General features: G+C 58.1%; 16 protein-coding genes and 1 pseudogene. 8 read left to right on the plus strand and 9 right to left on the minus strand.

All coding sequences use genetic code 11. From position 1 onward, the window contains the following. Nucleotides 1–176 precede the first annotated feature (176 nt). On the plus strand, nucleotides 177–803 hold the full coding sequence (locus JFU11_RS06580) for a TetR/AcrR family transcriptional regulator (protein ID WP_123721178.1): 627 nt from the start codon (nucleotides 177–179) through the stop codon (nucleotides 801–803). Between the two features lie 197 nt (nucleotides 804–1,000). Further along, on the plus strand, nucleotides 1,001–2,272 hold the full coding sequence (locus JFU11_RS06585; protein WP_201121267.1) for an outer membrane protein transport protein: 1,272 nt from the start codon (nucleotides 1,001–1,003) through the stop codon (nucleotides 2,270–2,272). A 111-nt stretch (nucleotides 2,273–2,383) separates the two neighbouring features. On the opposite strand, the gene JFU11_RS06590 is transcribed toward JFU11_RS06585, so the two are convergent. Then, the gene (locus tag JFU11_RS06590) at nucleotides 2,384–3,169 is read right to left on the minus strand and encodes an SDR family oxidoreductase (protein WP_123721180.1); all 786 of its coding nucleotides are present in this window, start codon (nucleotides 3,167–3,169) and stop codon (nucleotides 2,384–2,386) included. 173 nt (nucleotides 3,170–3,342) lie between these two features. Next, nucleotides 3,343–4,803: an efflux transporter outer membrane subunit gene (locus JFU11_RS06595; RefSeq protein ID WP_201060134.1), complete on the minus strand. Its 1,461-nt coding sequence runs from the start codon at nucleotides 4,801–4,803 to the stop codon at nucleotides 3,343–3,345. 26 nt (nucleotides 4,804–4,829) lie between these two features. On the opposite strand from JFU11_RS06595, the gene JFU11_RS06600 reads away from it, so the two are divergent. The 4 genes and pseudogenes from JFU11_RS06600 to JFU11_RS06615 form a co-directional block, all read left to right on the plus strand. Beyond that, nucleotides 4,830–5,093, plus strand: a complete 264-nt coding sequence (locus JFU11_RS06600) for a hypothetical protein (protein WP_201060135.1) — start codon at nucleotides 4,830–4,832, stop codon at nucleotides 5,091–5,093. Next, entirely contained in the window at nucleotides 5,011–6,120 is a 1,110-nt protein-coding gene (locus JFU11_RS06605; RefSeq protein ID WP_201087359.1) for an efflux RND transporter periplasmic adaptor subunit, read from the plus strand. The genes JFU11_RS06600 and JFU11_RS06605 overlap by 83 nt, the downstream gene beginning before the upstream one ends. Continuing rightward, nucleotides 6,117–9,266: an efflux RND transporter permease subunit gene (locus JFU11_RS06610; protein ID WP_201060137.1), complete on the plus strand. Its 3,150-nt coding sequence runs from the start codon at nucleotides 6,117–6,119 to the stop codon at nucleotides 9,264–9,266. The genes JFU11_RS06605 and JFU11_RS06610 overlap by 4 nt, the downstream gene beginning before the upstream one ends. A gap of 58 nt (nucleotides 9,267–9,324) precedes the next feature. Then, nucleotides 9,325–9,786, plus strand: a pseudogene (locus JFU11_RS06615) (beta-ketoacyl synthase N-terminal-like domain-containing protein); the annotation flags it as partial. A 227-nt stretch (nucleotides 9,787–10,013) separates the two neighbouring features. Here JFU11_RS06615 and phnE (JFU11_RS06620) read toward each other — a convergent pair. The 5 genes from phnE (JFU11_RS06620) to JFU11_RS06640 all read right to left on the minus strand — a co-directional run bounded on the left by phnE (JFU11_RS06620) (nucleotide 10,014) and on the right by JFU11_RS06640 (nucleotide 13,701). Beyond that, nucleotides 10,014–10,781 carry a phosphonate ABC transporter, permease protein PhnE gene (gene phnE, locus JFU11_RS06620; protein WP_123721202.1) on the minus strand — a complete coding sequence of 256 codons (768 nt, stop codon included), beginning with the start codon at nucleotides 10,779–10,781 and terminating at the stop codon, nucleotides 10,014–10,016. After that, complete coding sequence (phnE, locus tag JFU11_RS06625) at nucleotides 10,778–11,605, minus strand: phosphonate ABC transporter, permease protein PhnE (protein WP_201060139.1); 828 nt, start codon at nucleotides 11,603–11,605, stop codon at nucleotides 10,778–10,780. The genes phnE (JFU11_RS06620) and phnE (JFU11_RS06625) overlap by 4 nt, the downstream gene beginning before the upstream one ends. Next, nucleotides 11,599–12,396, minus strand: coding sequence for an ATP-binding cassette domain-containing protein (locus tag JFU11_RS06630; RefSeq protein WP_201060140.1), 798 nt, complete (start codon nucleotides 12,394–12,396; stop codon nucleotides 11,599–11,601). Before JFU11_RS06630 ends, phnE (JFU11_RS06625) begins: the two co-directional genes overlap by 7 nt. Then, nucleotides 12,393–13,244: a putative selenate ABC transporter substrate-binding protein gene (locus JFU11_RS06635; RefSeq protein ID WP_201060141.1), complete on the minus strand. Its 852-nt coding sequence runs from the start codon at nucleotides 13,242–13,244 to the stop codon at nucleotides 12,393–12,395. Before JFU11_RS06635 ends, JFU11_RS06630 begins: the two co-directional genes overlap by 4 nt. A gap of 235 nt (nucleotides 13,245–13,479) precedes the next feature. Next, a complete protein-coding gene (locus JFU11_RS06640; RefSeq protein WP_201060142.1) occupies nucleotides 13,480–13,701 on the minus strand; it encodes a hypothetical protein in 222 nt (73 codons plus the stop codon). Between the two features lie 249 nt (nucleotides 13,702–13,950). Here JFU11_RS06640 and JFU11_RS06645 point away from each other — a divergent pair, with 249 nt between their 5' ends. Beyond that, a complete protein-coding gene (locus JFU11_RS06645) occupies nucleotides 13,951–14,964 on the plus strand; it encodes a GlxA family transcriptional regulator (protein WP_201060143.1) in 1,014 nt (337 codons plus the stop codon). 109 nt (nucleotides 14,965–15,073) lie between these two features. Here JFU11_RS06645 and JFU11_RS06650 read toward each other — a convergent pair whose 3' ends face one another. Beyond that, on the minus strand, nucleotides 15,074–15,454 hold the full coding sequence (locus JFU11_RS06650) for a RidA family protein (RefSeq protein ID WP_038983873.1): 381 nt from the start codon (nucleotides 15,452–15,454) through the stop codon (nucleotides 15,074–15,076). 32 nt (nucleotides 15,455–15,486) lie between these two features. Then, the gene (locus JFU11_RS06655; RefSeq protein ID WP_201060144.1) at nucleotides 15,487–16,128 is read right to left on the minus strand and encodes an NAD(P)H-dependent oxidoreductase; all 642 of its coding nucleotides are present in this window, start codon (nucleotides 16,126–16,128) and stop codon (nucleotides 15,487–15,489) included. A gap of 94 nt (nucleotides 16,129–16,222) precedes the next feature. On the opposite strand from JFU11_RS06655, the gene JFU11_RS06660 reads away from it, so the two are divergent. Beyond that, nucleotides 16,223–17,077 (plus strand): LysR substrate-binding domain-containing protein, encoded by an 855-nt coding sequence (locus JFU11_RS06660; RefSeq protein ID WP_201060145.1) that lies wholly within the window; start codon nucleotides 16,223–16,225, stop codon nucleotides 17,075–17,077. Nucleotides 17,078–17,095: the final 18 nt, after the last annotated feature.

Raw genomic sequence — 17,095 nt, forward strand, 5'->3', positions numbered from 1 at the left:
TGGACTTGCGGAACGTTAATCCGTCATGTTCGATCACTCAAACGTCAGCCCGTTTCGCGCCTGATCGGCTGAAGTTTGTGATTGCTCGGAAAAGTCGTTAAAAATGGTCGATTTATGACTATATATCTTATCGGTCACAAGTTGTCAGTCCTCGATAGGGTGAGTAAGCTGTTCCCATGAATCAGCCATCGATATCTTCATCTTCGCCCAGCCCCCGTGGCCCAGCCGATCACGACATTCGAGACCAGATTGTCGCGGCGGCCAACGAGCACTTCAGTCAATACGGCTACGGTAAAACCACGGTTTCCGACCTGGCCAAGGCCATCGGGTTTTCAAAGGCCTACATCTACAAATTTTTTGATTCCAAGCAGGCGATCGGTGAAGCCATCTGCGCTAATTGTCTGGCAGAAATCGTCGCGACTGTGGAGCAGGCTATCAATGTGGAAGGCCTGTCGCCGACGGAGCGCTTTCGACGTTTGGTCAAAACTGTGATCGCCACAGGTGTGAATCTTTTCTTTAACGACCGAAAACTCTATGACATTGCAGCATTCGCGGCGTCGGAAAGCTGGCCCAGTACGCAGGCTTATGACGCACAGATCAAACGCTTCGTGTCGCAAATAGTGCGAGAGGGGCGAGAGATCGGCGAATTTGAACGCAAGACTCCGCTGGACGAGACAGTAGAAGCGATACATCTCGCGCTACGGCCATTCGTCAACCCTTTGCTGTTGCAGTACAACCTTGATTTCGTCGAGGAGGCGCCCACGCTCACCTCCAATCTCATCTTGCGTAGCCTCATGCCTTGACCTTCGGCTAAAGGTTTACGGAATACCCGGGTAAGCGACAGTTCACCAAAACGGCTCTCACTTTGCCCTTCTTCCATCCGTCGAAGGGCATTTTACTTATCTATGTTGTGACTATTGACTGAATTGGTCACATGAACAAATATGGTGATGCGTCGCTTCTACTGTTTCATCTCAGTGATACCCATAGAGTTCAAACAATGAAAACAATATTGCTCAAGAGCCCATTTGGCCTTGCTGTCGTGCTCGCATCCTCAAACGTTTTTGCAAGCGGCTTCGCTCTCAATGAGCAAAGCATCAGCGGGATGGGATCCGGGTTTGCCGGACGCTCCTCCTCCGCTGAAGATGCGAGTACGGTCTTCGGTAATCCCGCGGGAATGTCTCGCTTGAAAAGAGAGCAGGTCAGCGTGGGGGCTGCGACTCTTTTCGCTAAGTCCGATGTAAGTCAGACCCGCAGTACATTCGGAGGCCAGGAAGACGGCGACATGGTGCCAACCACCACAGTGCCTATGGGTTACTACGTCAAACCCATCGATGAGCATTGGGCATTCGGTGTAGGGTTTTATGTACCTTTCGGTCTGATGACTGACTATGGCAGCGGTTTTGCCGGGCGTTACTACGCCAACAAAAGCGAGGTCACGACCCTTACCTTCCAGCCCACCATCAGCTATGCCTTTAACGACAAAGTTTCGATCGGGTTCGGTCCGACCATCAACCGTATCAGCGGTGAGCTGTCTGGTATGGTGCCCAACCCACTTAGCCCTGGTCGCAATGACGGAAAACTCAAAAGCACTGGCGACGACACTGCCCTCGGTTTCAACGCCGGTATCCTGGTGCAGGCTACAGACCGAACCCGTTTGGGCATGACCTACCATTCCAGGGTCAGTTATCAATTGGATGCCAAGACCAAGGTCACTGACGGCATCTTTAGCGTGTTGGGGGTCAGCGGCCGGAGTTATGACGCTTCGCTGGATGTGGATACCCCGGAGTCAGTGGATTTCTCGGTGACTCATCAGCTTAATAACGACTGGACCCTGTACTTGGGGAGCACTTGGACTCGCTGGAGTCGCTTCAAAGAGTTAACTATCGAGAACACGGGTTTACCCCCTGCGTTGAGCGGCTCTCTGGGCACCATTACCGAAGAGCAGAATTGGCACGATACGTGGGCTCACGCTATCGGTGCGGCGTATCAACTGAACAACCAATGGGTACTTCGCGCAGGTCTTTCGGTTGATCAGTCGCCCGCCAACAACACCAACCGAGGACCACGTATTCCCACGGGCGACCGGAAGGTTATCAGCTTCGGTGCTGGCTGGACTCCGGCGGACAATGTCACGATCGATGTTGCTTATTCCTACCTATGGGAGGAGAGCGTGCAGATCAACGACGCCTCTGCGAACAGAGGTGCATACAGTGCCAAATTTAAGAACAGTGCGAGCGGGCTCGGTACGTCTGTTAGTTACCGCTTCTAATTGAGTGCTGTTACACGATAAATGTCCTGTCGGGAGCACGCGTTGCCTCCCGACCTTTAGGAACACATCTCGGGCCTTTCCCCTGAGGTAAAAGGCCTCTTTGTCGCCCCCTCAGACTCCCATCACCTGCGCCATCAGGCTCTGATGAAACCGACGTGGAGTGGCCCACGTCAAGACAGTGATGGCCTTGTTGCCAAAACCCGGCACCACACTCATGCGTCCGGCTTGCAGTGCACGGATGCCTGCACGCACGACGGGTTGAGGCTGCATCATCACTCTTTTTAAGGCTGGCGTGATCCGTTGTTTGGCGCTTTCTGCAAATCCGGTATCTGACATCCCGGGGCAAAGTGCGGTAACGACGACACCGTCATCTTTCAGTTCACGATGAAGCGCATCAGAGAAGCGAAGAACATAGGCTTTCGCGGCAGAGTAAACGGCGAAATTCTTCACGCCCTGGAAGGACAGCAAGCTTGCGACCATCAGGATGTGCCCACGTTTGCGGGTTCGCATGTCGGCCGCGAAAAGGCGTGTCAGGGCGGTCAGGCTGGCGATATCCAAATCAATCATGGTCAGGGACTCATCCAGAGGTTGATCCAGGAAAGGCCCCTGCAATCCATGACCCGCATTGTTGATGAGCACATCGATCACTACATTGCGTTCGCTGAGTCGCTCATGCAGTTCGATGATCGCCGGGATCGAGGACAGGTCTACTTGTTCGACTATCACATCAACGCCGAAGCGTTCGCGCAACTGCGCCGATAGCGCTTCGAGCTTACTCAGCCTTCTTGCTACCAGAACGAGCGATTTTCCCTGCGCTGCATATTGCCGGGCGAACTCCTCGCCAAATCCGCTTGATGCTCCGGTGATGAGCACCCAGGAATTCTCGTTCGATTTCATTTCGCTGTACTCCGGTTGGTTTCTATTGAGCAATGGGTTGCTGAGCACGTCCCAACAGAACGGCCTGAGACCACTGGTCGTCGGTCGATGAGCGAATCCCGCTCTCGGGTTGGGTAGTAGCGAAGAGAGGACGTGGAGGTGCGTACATCAAGTGCTATGTCATCTGGTTAAAATCATCGTGTCGCAACAGGCTGGGCTTCAGGAGGTTGCCAGCCACCACCTAGCGATTTGAATGCCGCAACCGCCGCTCGTGCCGATTCCGTTCGCGCTTGCGCCCGAGCATCGGAAGCTTGCAGCATCGTCTCGTCAGCGTGCAGGACATCGATCAGGCTGGCCGTGCCTTTCTCATAGGCAATGAACGACGATTGGCGAGCCTGTGTCAGAGACGCCTCTCCTCCGGTGAGGGTGGTTGCTTGAGCTTCCCGATTCACCAGGGCGGAGAACGCGTTCTCGACATCCTCGGTGGCGCGCAGCACAGACTGGCGGTAAGCGGCCAGGGTTTCGGCTTCCTGTCCCTTGGCTTGGTCGATTTGGGCGTTTATGCGACCGAAGTCGAAGAGTCTCCAGCGCAGTCCCAATACGCCCGCCGACTGGCTGGCGCCGCCGGTAAAAAGGTTGCCTGCGGATACAGCCGTGGCACTGCCCAGCAATGCGCTAAGGGAGAATTTCGGGTAGTACTCAGCAATCGCCTCCCCGATACGTGCGTTTGAGGCCGCAAGACGGCGCTCAGCCACAATGAGGTCTGGCCTGCGGCGCAGCAAATCGGCCGGCGTTCCCATCGCCTTTAACTGCGGCGCTACAGGAATGCTCCCCGCACTTGCCAGTTGCGTGCGGTGAGTGCCTGGCGGCGTGCCGAGCATTACATCCAGCGCATTCATGGCAGCATCCAGACCGGTCTGCAGGACCGGTACTGTCGCTTGGACCTGCGATAGCGCCCCCTCGGTCTGGCGAACCTGATAGTTGGCGGCGAGCCCCTTGCTGTAGAGCAATTGGACTTTCTCTAGCAACTCCTGCTGCGTTTTGACTTGCCGATTCGCAATGTCCAGCCGGGTCTGCAGTCCGCGGATAGTGATGTAGATATCAGCGGTCTGCGCGGCGATGGCCAATCGTGTGGCAGCGACGCCCGCTTGGGAAGCCTGGTACTCGGCCACAGCAGCCTCGCGTGCGCGACGCAATCCGCCAAAGACATCTACCTCCCAGCTGGCATCGAGGTTGGCCTCGTAGGAACTTCCGTACCGATCATAGCCAGGCGTTGAGTTCAACACCTGGCCGAGCGGCGTCTCGATTGACTGGTAGGAGCGTGCGGCCTGTCCGCTGATGTTCCCTGAGGGGAGTAAAGCGGCATTTGCAGCACCTAGTCCGGCCCGCGCCTGTGTGACTCGCGCCGACGCCTGCGCCAGGTCCAGATTCTGCTCAAGCGCCTTGGAGATGAAGTCGGTTAGCACTGGATCACCAAAGCCTTCCCACCAAGCTACAAGACTGGTCGGCGTCGCTCCACGACGCTGTTCGACAGAAGACTGACCCAAGTAACGATCCGAAAGCGGAGCGTCTGGACGATGGTAGTCCGGACCGACCGCGCAACCTGCCAATAAGCCGGCGCTGACCAAAAGAGCAATTGGACGGAGGGGAGGCATTGAGGTTCCTTCAATAGAGGATATTTGTGACCATATTACTCAATAGTCACACCCTGTCAATTGAGGTGATTTTGGGTTTTCTCATTGGAAGCTGTGGTTTCTGTGTTGAGCTTGAGAAGCCGAATGTTTCATGGTTTGTGACCATTGACACATATGGTCACTGGGCTGAGAATATGGCGCTCGTCCTATTTTTAAGTAAGGGAACCTATGCGCCGGCTTCGACCTTTCCCCATTGCCGCTTGCTTGTTGCCTCTCGTCCTGACGGCATGTGGCGACTCATCTACCGTTGAAGATCCGCGCACGCATGCTCCTCTGGTTAGGTCCGCAGCGGTTCAGGGGGCCTCCGACGCCTCACGTTCTTTCACTGGTGTCGTGGCTGCCCGCGTCCAGGGCGATCTGGGTTTTCGGGTATCAGGCAAGGTGCTTGAGCGTCTGGTTGACACCGGTCAGACCGTTAAACGTGGTCAGCCACTCATGCGTCTCGACCCAGTCGACCTGGGGTTGCAGGCGCGAGCACAGCAAGAGTCAGTCATAGCCGCTCGGGCCCGAGCCAAACAGACAGCAGATGACGAGGCTCGATATCGTGACCTGGTCGCCGCAGGTGCTATTTCTGCATCGGCCTATGACCAGATCAAAGCCGCAGCGGATACCGCAAAGGCGCAGCTTAGCGCCGCTGAAGCGCAGGCTGATGTAGCCCGCAATGCTTCTGGTTATGCGGTGCTGTTTGCGGATTCCGACGGCGTTGTGGTGGAGACGCTCGCCGAGCCCGGACAAGTTGTCAGCCCGGGACAGCCCGTGGTTCGACTGGCGCGGGCAGGGCAGCGCGAAGCCATCGTGCACCTGCCCGAGACGTTGCGCCCCGCAGCAGGATCCATCGCGCAGGCGACGCTTTATGGCAATACCACGGATGCTGTTACAGCGAAGCTGAGGCTGCTTTCTGACTCGGCCGATCGAATGACACGCACCTTCGAGGCGCGGTATGTGCTTGAGGGGGCGCTGGCCAATGCACCGATAGGTTCGACCGTCACGCTGCGGATCGCTGAAGGCGCCACGCAAGGGCAGGGGCTGCAAGTACCGATCGCTGCCGTTTATGACCCAGGCCAAGGCACTGGCGTGTGGGTCATCGCCGGTACACCGGCGAAGGTGGCCTGGCGACCTGTACAAGTCCTGGGCTTGAGCGACGACACAGTGCGAGTCGCGGGCGACCTCAAAGTCGGCGAGCAGATCGTGGCGTTAGGCGCACATCTGTTGCGCGAAGGTGAAGAGGTGAGATTGCCTCAACAGGATGACGCCAGAGTTGCCGGGGGTCGTCCATGAGCGAGGGGCGCTTCAATCTTTCCGCGATGGCAGTTCGTGAGCGATCTATTACGGTGTTTCTGATCTTCCTGATTGCCGTTGCGGGCATCTTGGCGTTCTTTCAGCTGGGGCGTGCGGAAGATCCTCCCTTTACGGTCAAGCAGTTGACGGTCATTACCGCGTGGCCGGGCGCCACGGCGCAGGAGATGCAGGATCAGGTCGCAGAGCCACTTGAAAAACGCCTGCAAGAACTGAAATGGTACGACCGCACGGAAACCTACACCCGTCCTGGCCTCGCTTTCACGATGGTGTCACTGCTCGATAGCACGCCGCCCTCGCAAGTGCAGGAGGAGTTCTATCAGGCGCGCAAAAAGCTCGACGATGAGGCCAGGAAGCTGCCGGCGGGTGTCATCGGGCCAATGGTCAACGACGAATTTTCGGACGTGACATTTGCACTGTTCGCCCTGAAAGCCAAAGGCGAGCCGCAGCGACTGTTGGTGCGTGATGCAGAGTCGTTGCGCCAACAACTGTTGCACGTGCCAGGCGTGAAGAAGGTCAACATTATTGGGGAGCAGCCCGAACGTATCTTTGTTTCCTTTTCCCATGATCGGTTGGCCACCTTGGGCGTATCTCCTCAGGACATCTTTGCCGCGCTGAATAATCAAAACGTGCTCACGCCCGCCGGTTCGATCGAAACCAATGGGCCGCAGGTCTTCCTCCGGCTGGATGGCGCCTTCGATAAGGTGCAGAAGATTCGTGACACACCCATTGCGGTTCAGGGGCGCACGCTCAAACTCTCCGACGTGGCGACGATCGAACGTGGTTATGAAGATCCCGCAACCTTTCTCGTGCGCAATAACGGTGAAGAGGCCTTGCTGCTGGGGATCGTGATGCGTGAGGGTTGGAACGGTCTTGACCTCGGCAAGGCGTTGGACGCGGAGACGGTCAAGATAAATGAAGGCATGCCTTTGGGCATGACGCTCTCCAAGGTCACCGATCAATCTGTAAATATCGATTCGGCCGTCGGCGAGTTCATGGTCAAATTTTTCGTCGCGCTGCTTGTGGTGATGCTTGTCTGCTTTCTCAGCATGGGCTGGCGTGTAGGCGTTGTGGTCGCTGCGGCTGTGCCATTGACGTTGGCTGTGGTGTTTGTGGTGATGGCGGCCACTGGAAAGAACTTTGACCGTATCACCCTTGGCTCGTTGATTCTGGCGCTTGGACTGCTGGTGGACGACGCCATCATTGCTATCGAAATGATGGTGGTGAAAATGGAAGAGGGCTACGACCGCATCAAAGCTTCCGCGTACGCCTGGAGTCATACGGCCGCGCCGATGCTTTCCGGTACGCTAGTGACGGCTATCGGCTTTATGCCCAACGGCTTCGCGCAATCGACAGCCGGCGAGTACACCAGCAACATGTTCTGGATCGTGGGCATTGCCCTGATTGCCTCCTGGGTGGTTGCGGTCGCTTTTACCCCATACCTGGGGGTGAAGATGTTGCCGAACATCAAGAAAGTCGAGGGTGGTCACGCGGCCATCTACAACACCCCTAACTACAACCGCTTCCGCCATGTTTTGACGCGAGTCATCGCTCGCAAATGGCTGGTGGCCGGCACTGTCATCGCTTCGTTTGTCGTGGCGATCCTCGGCATGAGCCTGGTCAAGAAGCAGTTCTTCCCTACCTCGGACCGTCCCGAGGTATTGATTGAAGTGCAAATGCCTTATGGAGCCTCCATTGAGCAGACCAGCTCGACCACCGCCAAGATAGAGACCTGGCTGCAAAAGCAGGATGAGGCAAAGATCGTCACGGCCTATATCGGGCAGGGCGCGCCGCGCTTCTATCTAGCGATGGCACCGGAACTCCCTGATCCGTCATTCGCGAAGATTGTGGTGCTGACGGACAGCCAGGAGGAGCGCGAGACCCTCAAGTTCCGTATCCGCGAAGCGGCGGCTGAGGGACTTGCTCCAGAAGCGCGTGTCAGGGTGACTCAGCTTGTTTTCGGGCCGTACTCGCCATTCCCTGTTGCCTACCGGGTGATGGGACCTGATCCGTCAAAGTTGCGCGAGATTGCGGGCCAGGTACAGGACGTGTTGCAGTCGAGCCCGATGATGAGAACCGTCAACACCGATTGGGGACCGCTGACGCCGACGCTGCATTTTGCTCTGGATCAGGATCGCTTGGAGGCGGTGGGGTTGACGTCAAACTCAGTCGCGCAGCAACTGCAGTTCCTGCTGGCCGGAGTACCGATCACCGCGGTTCGTGAGGACATTCGCTCGGTGCAGGTGGTTGGTCGCGCAGCGGGTGATATCAGGCTCGATCCCGCCAAGATAGAAGGTTTTACGTTGGTAGGCACGGCGGGTCAGCGGATTCCGCTGTCTCAGGTGGGAGAGGTCGATGTTCGTATGGAGGATCCGATCCTCCGACGTCGTGACCGCACGCCGACCATTACCGTGCGCGGCGACATTGCCGAAGGCTTGCAGCCACCGGACGTCTCGAGTGTGATCATGAAGGAGCTGCAGCCGGTCATAGACAAGCTGCCTGGCGGGTACCGGATTGAGCAGGCGGGTGCAATCGAGGAGTCGGGCAAGGCCGCTAAAGCGATGTTGCCGTTATTCCCGATCATGATTGCCATGACGCTGCTGGTCATCATTCTGCAGGTCCGTTCGATCTCGGCGATGATTATGGTATTCCTCACCTCGCCACTGGGGTTGATTGGTGTGGTGCCAACACTGCTTATCTTCCAGCAGCCTTTTGGTATCAACGCTCTGGTCGGTCTAATCGCCCTTTCGGGCATTTTGATGCGCAATACGCTGATTCTGATTGGGCAAATCCACCACAACGCGCAGGAAGGGCTGGACCCGTTTCACGCAGTGGTCGAAGCCACGGTACAACGTGCCCGCCCGGTACTGCTGACAGCGCTTGCGGCCATCCTGGCATTCATTCCGCTGACACACTCCGTCTTCTGGGGGACGCTGGCCTACACGCTGATCGGAGGCACGTTCGTCGGAACCATCATGACGCTGGTGTTCCTGCCAGCGATGTACTCCATCTGGTTCAAGATCCGTCCTGACAATACGGGTCAAACTGAAACAGCGAATAAGCAAGCAAGCCTAGGGGATAGGACGCCACCCCGTCCTCTCGCCGTTCACCTGACCACAAAGCCTTAGCCATAGGCCATAGCTTGCTGCTTTTAGTGGGCGTCGACTGAAAAATGAAGAGGATTCAATGATTCATCTCGAAGGTCAAAAGCGAATCGTAGTCACGGGCGTCGGAATTGTCGGGCCTCTGGGGTGTGGATTAGAAGAAGTCTGGAAGAGACTGCTGGCTGGGCGTTCTGGCATCCGTAACTTGCCCGACGATATCACGGAGGGTACGGGTGTTGCGGTAGGCGGTCAGGTGCCGTCACTGGAGGAGGATGCCATCGCGGGTTACGACCCGGAGCGCATCATTTCGGCCAAGGATCGCAAGAAGATGGATCGTTTCATCGAGTTTGCACTTGTGGCTGCGCACGAAGCTCTGGAGCAGGCGGGCTGGCATCCGACTGATGTCGCAGACCAGGAGCGGACAGCCACAATCATTTCATCGGGCGTAGGTGGGTTTGGCGCGATTGCCGACGCTGTGCGCACCACCGATGCGCGTGGTCCTCGCAGATTGTCGCCGTTCACTGTTCCGTCTTTTCTGATTTCCGCGAGAGCGGAGCCTATGTGTGTTCCGAATGGAATTGCGCGCAAAGGTGCAGTACCTTGTATTTGTAGCACCCTCGTGTCGCAGTCCTGTCCAGGTTGAGAGGTAGCCTTCATGAACAACATCATCTACATCGTCGGGGTAGTCGTGATCATCGTGGTTATTCTGTCGTTCCTCGGGTTTGCATAGCTTCGAAGACCCACTGAACGATTGCCCGGCACCGAAAGCAGTCAAGCTTTGACCCAGCGTTGACGGCTCCAGCTGCTCAATGTATCGACGGCGAGTACCAGTAACAGCATGGCCAGAATAACCGTGCTGGCTTGCGCTTCCTGGAACAGGCTGAGGCTGACATAGAGCATTTGCCCCAAACCACCGGCGCCGACGAAACCGAGCACACTGGCCATGCGGATATTGTTTTCCCAGCGATACAGGATGTAGGCCAGTAGCTGTGGCAACAGGTTGGGCAGTGTGCCGTAACAGAAAGCCCATACGGCGTTGCCGCCCTGCAGACGGATGGCTTCGGCGGGTTCTGGTGGGGTGTTTTCCAGCGCTTCGGCGAATAACCGACCAAGTACGCCGGTGGTGTGCAGGGCTAATGCCAGGGTGCCGGCATTGGGGCCGAGACCGGCGGCAAGAACCATCAGCGCGGCCCACACCAGCTCCGGAACGGCGCGCAAGGCGTTGAGCACCAGGCGCGACGCGCTCTGCAGTGGCCAGCCGAAGCGCCCGGCCGCAGGCAATGCCAATAGCAGACCGAATACCGCCGCGAGCAGGGTGCCCAGGGCAGACATGGCAATGGTTTCCAGCGCGCCGTGGCCGATGGCTTGCAGATGGCCCGAACTCAGGTCCGGGCTGAGAAAACGCTGCGCATAAGCGCCCATCTGCTTCAGGTTGCCGGTGCCGCCCAGCTCGCCGAGGTCGATGCCCAGGTAGATGAACGAGGCGACCACCGCTGCGCCGATGCAGAGCAGCAGTGCCAGATTGATCAGGCGATTCATGCCAGCCTCCAGCGCAGCAGGCGGCTGAGTTGATCGGCGAGCAGCACCAGCACGAGGAACGTCAGTAACAAACTGGCCACTTCACCACCGGCGAACATGCGCAACGACAGATCCATTTGCTGGCCCAGACCGCCGGCACCGACAAAGCCCATCACTACCGAAGCACGGATTGCGCATTCCCAGCGGTACACCGTGTACGACAGCAGCTCCGCCGCGACATTGGGCAGAATCCCATAGCAAAAGGCTGCGAGCCGACCGCTGCCCGATTGCAGTAGCGCGTGGGCCGGGCGCTGGTCGACCGACTCGAAAATTTCCGCGTAAACCTTACCCAACATGCCGCTGTAGGTAATGGCAATGGCCAGCACCCCGGCAGTCGGGCCGAGGCCGACGGCGCGCACGAACAGCAGGGCCCAGACGATTTCCGGCACGCTGCGCAGGAAAATCAGTAAACCGCGTATGGGCCAACGCAGCAGTTGGCCCCAATAACTCGGGTGGCCGGCGCGGGAGGCAGCAGACAGCGACAGAGCACGGCTGGCCAACAGACTGGCGGGAACTGCCAACAGCAACGCCAGGGCCATGCCCGCCGTGGCGATGGCCAGGGTCTGCAGGGTGGCTTGCAACAGCAGCTCGATGAACTCCTCGCCATGAGCAGGTGGCCAGAAGGCGGATACAAACCGGCCCATCTCGCTCTGACTGTCACTCGCCACCAGCACGCTGAGGTCCAACTCGCTGAAGTGGATGCTCGGCCACAGCAAGGCAAGGGCCAGCAAGGTGAGCAGCAGGCGGGGTCGGGTGGCGGGATCTCGGGTATCACGGGTCAGCATCGGGGAATCTGCACACTCAAGGGCACCGGAGCAATCGGTGGGGACAGCAATTGTTCGTTGGCGTAGAGCTTGTCGAGCAACTCACGGTCGACTTCGCTGGCCTGAAGGTCGAACAGGATCTGTCCATCACGCAAGCCGATGATGCGCGAAAAGTGCGCCAGGGCCAGCTCCACTGCATGCAGGCTGGCGACCAGGGTGACGTTGTGCTGCCGGGCATGGCTACAGAGCACCGAAAGCGTGTGCTGGGCCAACACGGGGTCCATGGCCGATACCGGCTCATCGGCCAGCAACACCTCGGGCGCTTGGTACAACACGCGGGCAATGCCCACGCGCTGCAACTGTCCACCGGACAGTTGCTGGCATTGCGCGAACAACTTGTCACTCAGGTCCAACCTGGCCAATGCCGCGCGTGCGCCCGGAATATCCAGTGGATGCAGCAGGTTCAACAGGCTCTTGCCCAAACCCCACTGACCCAGCTTTCCGGCCAGAACCGCAGTGATCACGCGCTGGCGCGGTGGCAGGGGAGGCGATTGATGGATCAGGCCGATGCGCGCGCGCAGACGCTGACGCTGACGGGCCGAAAGCTGCCAGGCTCGCTCGCCGAGCACCTGCAACTCGCCGTTGCCCGGTCGCAGGGCGGTGGCCAGCAGGTTGAGCAGGCTCGACTTACCCGCGCCGGACGGGCCGATAATGGCGACCTGTTCGCTGGCACCGATGTGCAGATCCACGCCACGCAACGCCTGGACGCCGTTGGCGTGGGTAAGGCTGACCTGAGTCAGACGCAATGTCATTTGAGCAGTTCGGCGGCGAGGGCGGCTTCCTCGATGCCCATATAGTTCTCAGGCTTGGTTTCGATGAATCGGCTGGCGGCCTGCAGATCCAGAATCGCCTTGTCCGCAGGCTTCGCCGGATCGAGCGCCAGGAAGGCTGCCTTTATCTTGGCCGCCAGCGCTGGGTCGAGGGTCCCGCGCACCGTCCAGTTGTAGTCGAAGTAGGCCGGGGTGGTCGCAAACACTCTGACCTTGGTGGTGTCGACCTTGCCGGCGGCGACCAGTTTTTCCCACACGCTGGCGTTCAGTACGCCGGCGTCGACCTTGCCAGCCTGGACCCAGGCGACAGTGGCGTCATGGGCGCCGGAGTAGCCGACTCGGCTGAAGTAAGTTTCAGGCTTGATGCCGTCCTTCAACATGAAATAACGCGGCATGAGACTGCCTGAAGTGGAGGACACCGAGCCGAATGCAAAGGTCTTGCCCTTGAGATCGGCGAGGGACTTGACGGCAGGGTCGGCGGTGATGAATTTGCTGGTGAATTGAGCGTCCTGTTCACGCTGTACCAGCGGAATGGCATTGCCGGTTTTCAGGCGTGCCTGCACGAACGTGAAGCCGCCCAGCCAAGCCAGGTCGATGCGGTCGGTGGCTAGCGCTTCGACCACGGCTGGATAGTCACTCACCGGCACGAACTCGACCTTCATGCCCAGCTGTTGTTCCAGATAGGCGCCAAGCGGCTTGAACTTGCGGAGCAGTTCGGTAGGGGCTTCATCGGGAATCGCGCTGACTTTCAACGTATCGGCGGCCTGCGCCAAGAGGGTGCAAAATGACAGGGTCAAGCCGATGGCCAATGCCAGGGTGCGCTTGAGCATGGAAGATCTCCGGTGTATTAACGAAAGAATGTCGAGGCGCCAAGCATGCCTGGCGCTTTGTGAGGGTAGACGAAAGGAGCGATATTGACCGGTTTTGGCTCAATTGCAATCTGTTGCATCGACCGGTTGAATCCACAACTCAAAACGGTCAATTATCGGAGCGCATAACCCCGTTTGTGAGATCACCCTTGGCCAGCATCTGCATCATGATGTCTCTCGCCCCTCCGGCATTTTGCTAGTTACCGTCCGCCACTTTACGTTCTATCTCCGCTATTTTTCGCCTGAGCTCTTCAGCCTCCCGCTCCTGGTTTCGCGCTTCATCTAAACTTTCGGCGTCACTGTCGCTGTCCTCAAGTTCTCTTTCGACCACATCGTCGGGTTTGCCAGACGTATCGGCAGGCGGGACGTTCGAGGTCGTTTCTGATTCGTCGTCATTAACACGGTCATCATTGTTCATTTCACTCACCTCCATTGGCCTACACATTGGATTCAGCGGTATGGAGGGAGTTCGGGTTTTTCGTCACGGCTTTCAACTAGCCTGATCGGTCGCATAATGGTACCAGGGGGCGTTCTCAATTAGTTTCGGCGCGGCGGTGAAACTAATTGAGAACGCCCCCTAGGGCTTTTTGAGCTTCTACAGGTAGCATGACGCTTTATAAGGCGCACCAAATGACAGATTGGCTAACGTAACCGAGTGGGTCGAACATTGATCGAACGACGTCAATTCAGCGGAGGCATGAAGGGGAAAAACCTCCGCTATCTGAATGAAAACACTGGCGAGCCTGCTCGAATGACTCGGGCGGGCTTTTTGCTGCTCGAGCATTTCTCGCTGCCCGCGTTCACCCAGGCACTGGACACGATTGTCACCGCGAATCTTCTGCGCCCCGGCTTGTTCTCTTCCCGAACGTTTGGTTTGAATGAGGGGGAGGTCGTCAGCGATCTGGGCCTGGTCATTCGGCCGGATGCGCGCATCGACTCTTCAGCCATTCACGACCTGGACCTGCTGGTTATTTGCGGCGGCTACAGGACAGAACTGAAGGCGACTGATGAGCTCATCAGTCTGTTGCGAGCGGCGGCAGACCAAGGTGTCATTCTGGCCGGGTTGTGGAACGGTGCATGGTTCCTGGGCAGCGCAGGCTTGCTCGATGGATACCGTTGCGCCATTCACCCCGAACATCGTCCAGCACTCGCGGAAATCTCCAAGGCGACGCATGTCACCAGTGAGCCCTATGTCATCGATCGAGACCGGCTCACCGCGTCCAGTCCCTCTGGCGCATTTCATATGGCGTTGGACTGGATCAAGGAACTGCACGATAAAGCCCTGGTCGAGGGTATCGAGGACATTCTCGCTTTCGAGGAGTCTCGCTACCGGCGCATCAAACCGGCTGAAAATATCTGTGTGAGCGCGCCGTTGCGAGAGGTGGTCAAGCTGATGGACGCCAACCTCGAAGAGCCTTTGGAGTTGGAGCAGCTGGCGGTCTACGCGGGCCGTTCCCGGCGACAACTCGAACGCTTGTTCAAGGAGCAGCTCGGGACAACGCCGCAGCGATATTACATGGAGCTGCGCATCACCGAAGCGCGTCGACTCCTTCAGCACACAGAGCTGTCACAGGTAGACGTGCTGGTTGCCTGCGGCTTTGTGTCGCCCAGTCATTTCAGCAAGTGCTATAGCTCGTATTTCGGCTACAGACCTTCCAAGGAAAAACGACTGGTCAAATAGCCGCTTTTTGAGTCCCGGTGAGGATCACCCGACGGCGCAAAATCTGCCGTCGGGAATGGCCCGGTGGTAGCCGCTCGCTGGAGCAGGGCCACCGGACAAGTCCGCAGACTCAGCCCTTGGCCGCCATCGCAGTGACTTCCACACGCATACCTTCGACCGCCAATGAGGCCACGCCAACAGCGGCGCGAACCGGCCACGGCTTGGCAAAGAAGCGCTTGTAGACTTCATTGAAAGCGGCGCGGTCAGCCATGTCGGTGAGGTAGATGGTCAGATGCAGAACCCGGTCCATCGAACTGCCGGCAAGCTCCAACGCCACTTTGAGCGCTTGCAGGGTGCACTCGCTCTGCTCGGCGATGCCGCCCAGCTCCAGACTGCCGTCGGCGCGGGTGGGGATTTGAGTGGAGACCAGCAGGCCGCCGAAACCGGCGACGTCGGAGGAGATGGATTCCGGGTCTGGGTCGGGCAGAAAGGTGATGTCGTGGTTTGCCATGGGGGATCTCTTGTTTGAGGTGGTAGGTGAGTTTACAGCACGAGACTGTCTGCCAGCCTCATGGCCTGCTGAGTCGCGGCCTTGCGCGCACTCAGGTCAACGTCTTCCCCCAGAATGGTTTTCTCGACAATCACCGAGTGCACATCGCTCACGCCGATAAATTGCAGCCAGGCTTCCACGTAGGGCTTCTGAAAGTCGAAGCGCTCCGCTGGCGTGATCGACTGCGCCGAAAAATCCAGGCCGCGGGCGTACATCACCACGGCGGTTTTGTTGTGCAGCATGCCTTCCAGACCGCGTTCCGGGTCGAAGCTGAACAAAATATCTTTCTGCGACACCAGGTCGATGAAGTGTTTGAGTTTGTACGGGATGCTGAAATTCCACAGCGGTACGGACATCACCAGCACGTCTGCGCGGTGCAGGTACGCGGCCAGATCTTTCAAGGTGTTCCAGGCGTCTTGCTGCGCCGGGGTCAAGGGCGTGCCATTGAGCCCGGCATATTTGGCGTCCATTGCCAGCTCGTCGAATTCTGGCAAAACCATGTTCCAAAGATCGAGGGTGATGATTTCGGTGTCCGGGGTGTTTTCTTGATAGCGCGCAATGAAGCTGCGGGCGATTTCAAGGGAGGCCGACCGCTGTTTGCGCGGAGAGCATTCGATATGCAGAAGGGTGGTCATGGCGTGTCTCGGGCGGGGAAGTTGGATCATTGCAACATAGTTTTATTTGGAATATAAATCGTGAATTAATAAGCCATTAATCACGAATAGAACTATGTTCGATGTGCTGTTGTTAAAAACCTTTGTCACCGTCGTCGATGAAGACGGTTTCAGCCGCGCAGCCGAAAAGCTGCACCTGACCCAATCTGCGGTCAGCGGTCACTTGCGGCGACTGGAAGAACAGGTCGGTAAACCGCTGTTGAAGCGTACGACTCGCTCCCAGCAATTGACGCCCGATGGCGAGCGCCTGATCGCTTATGCGCGGACGATCCTCGCGTTGAACCGTGATGCCTGGGCGCAACTGACGCGCACACCGTTTCATGGGCGGGTGCGGATCGGGGTGTCGGAGGATTTTGTCGAACCGCGATTGCTGCGGGCTTTTCAGGATTTCGCGGCGCAGTACCCGGGAATGGAAATCGACGTGCAGGTAGGTATTCCTGGCACGTTGCTGAACCTGATGAAGCAAGGCGATCTGGAGCTGGTCATCGGTTCTCTGTGCGAAACCAGCGAAGCGGGGGTGCTACTGTGGCAAGAACCGCTGGTGTGGGCCTGGTCGGCGCAACCCGTCACCCGGTTACCGACACCGTTGCCGCTGGCGCTGTTTTCTGAGCCCTGTCCTTATCGTGAGATAGCGCTGAGGCGGCTGGCTCAGGCAGGGATCGCCCAACGTACGGCGATGTCATGCACCAGCACCGCCGGGTTGCGGGCGGCGGCGCTGGCTGGTTTCGCGGTGGCGCCCATGACGGTCAGTCAATTGGGGCAGGGACTGGCGGCTCTGGGGGCGGAGCAAGGGTTGCCGGATTTGCCGGATGCGCAGTTTCGGTTGTTCACCTCTGCTGAAGCGGATCAGGCGATTGTGGCAGCGCTCACTCAGCTCATTGTGGAATATTGCTCCACGCGAAGGGCTTGACGGTGAACAGAGTATCTA

Origin of the sequence: Pseudomonas sp. TH37, assembly GCF_016650735.1 — a bacterium.
Taxonomy (GTDB): domain Bacteria; phylum Pseudomonadota; class Gammaproteobacteria; order Pseudomonadales; family Pseudomonadaceae; genus Aquipseudomonas; species Aquipseudomonas farris.

What these genes read in the sequence shown, in the direction of transcription:
- JFU11_RS06580 (WP_123721178.1), top strand. Translation starts at nt 177, where the DNA reads ATGAATCAGCCATCGATATCTTCATCTTCGCCCAGCCCCCGTGGCCCA.
- JFU11_RS06585 (WP_201121267.1), top strand. Translation starts at nt 1,001, where the DNA reads ATGAAAACAATATTGCTCAAGAGCCCATTTGGCCTTGCTGTCGTGCTC.
- JFU11_RS06590 (WP_123721180.1), bottom strand. Translation starts at nt 3,169, where the DNA reads ATGAAATCGAACGAGAATTCCTGGGTGCTCATCACCGGAGCATCAAGC.
- JFU11_RS06595 (WP_201060134.1), bottom strand. Translation starts at nt 4,803, where the DNA reads ATGCCTCCCCTCCGTCCAATTGCTCTTTTGGTCAGCGCCGGCTTATTG.
- JFU11_RS06605 (WP_201087359.1), top strand. Translation starts at nt 5,011, where the DNA reads ATGCGCCGGCTTCGACCTTTCCCCATTGCCGCTTGCTTGTTGCCTCTC.
- JFU11_RS06610 (WP_201060137.1), top strand. Translation starts at nt 6,117, where the DNA reads ATGAGCGAGGGGCGCTTCAATCTTTCCGCGATGGCAGTTCGTGAGCGA.
- phnE (WP_123721202.1), bottom strand. Translation starts at nt 10,781, where the DNA reads ATGAATCGCCTGATCAATCTGGCACTGCTGCTCTGCATCGGCGCAGCG.
- phnE (WP_201060139.1), bottom strand. Translation starts at nt 11,605, where the DNA reads ATGCTGACCCGTGATACCCGAGATCCCGCCACCCGACCCCGCCTGCTG.
- JFU11_RS06630 (WP_201060140.1), bottom strand. Translation starts at nt 12,396, where the DNA reads ATGACATTGCGTCTGACTCAGGTCAGCCTTACCCACGCCAACGGCGTC.
- JFU11_RS06635 (WP_201060141.1), bottom strand. Translation starts at nt 13,244, where the DNA reads ATGCTCAAGCGCACCCTGGCATTGGCCATCGGCTTGACCCTGTCATTT.
- JFU11_RS06640 (WP_201060142.1), bottom strand. Translation starts at nt 13,701, where the DNA reads ATGAACAATGATGACCGTGTTAATGACGACGAATCAGAAACGACCTCG.
- JFU11_RS06650 (WP_038983873.1), bottom strand. Translation starts at nt 15,454, where the DNA reads ATGGCAAACCACGACATCACCTTTCTGCCCGACCCAGACCCGGAATCC.
- JFU11_RS06655 (WP_201060144.1), bottom strand. Translation starts at nt 16,128, where the DNA reads ATGACCACCCTTCTGCATATCGAATGCTCTCCGCGCAAACAGCGGTCG.
- JFU11_RS06660 (WP_201060145.1), top strand. Translation starts at nt 16,223, where the DNA reads ATGTTCGATGTGCTGTTGTTAAAAACCTTTGTCACCGTCGTCGATGAA.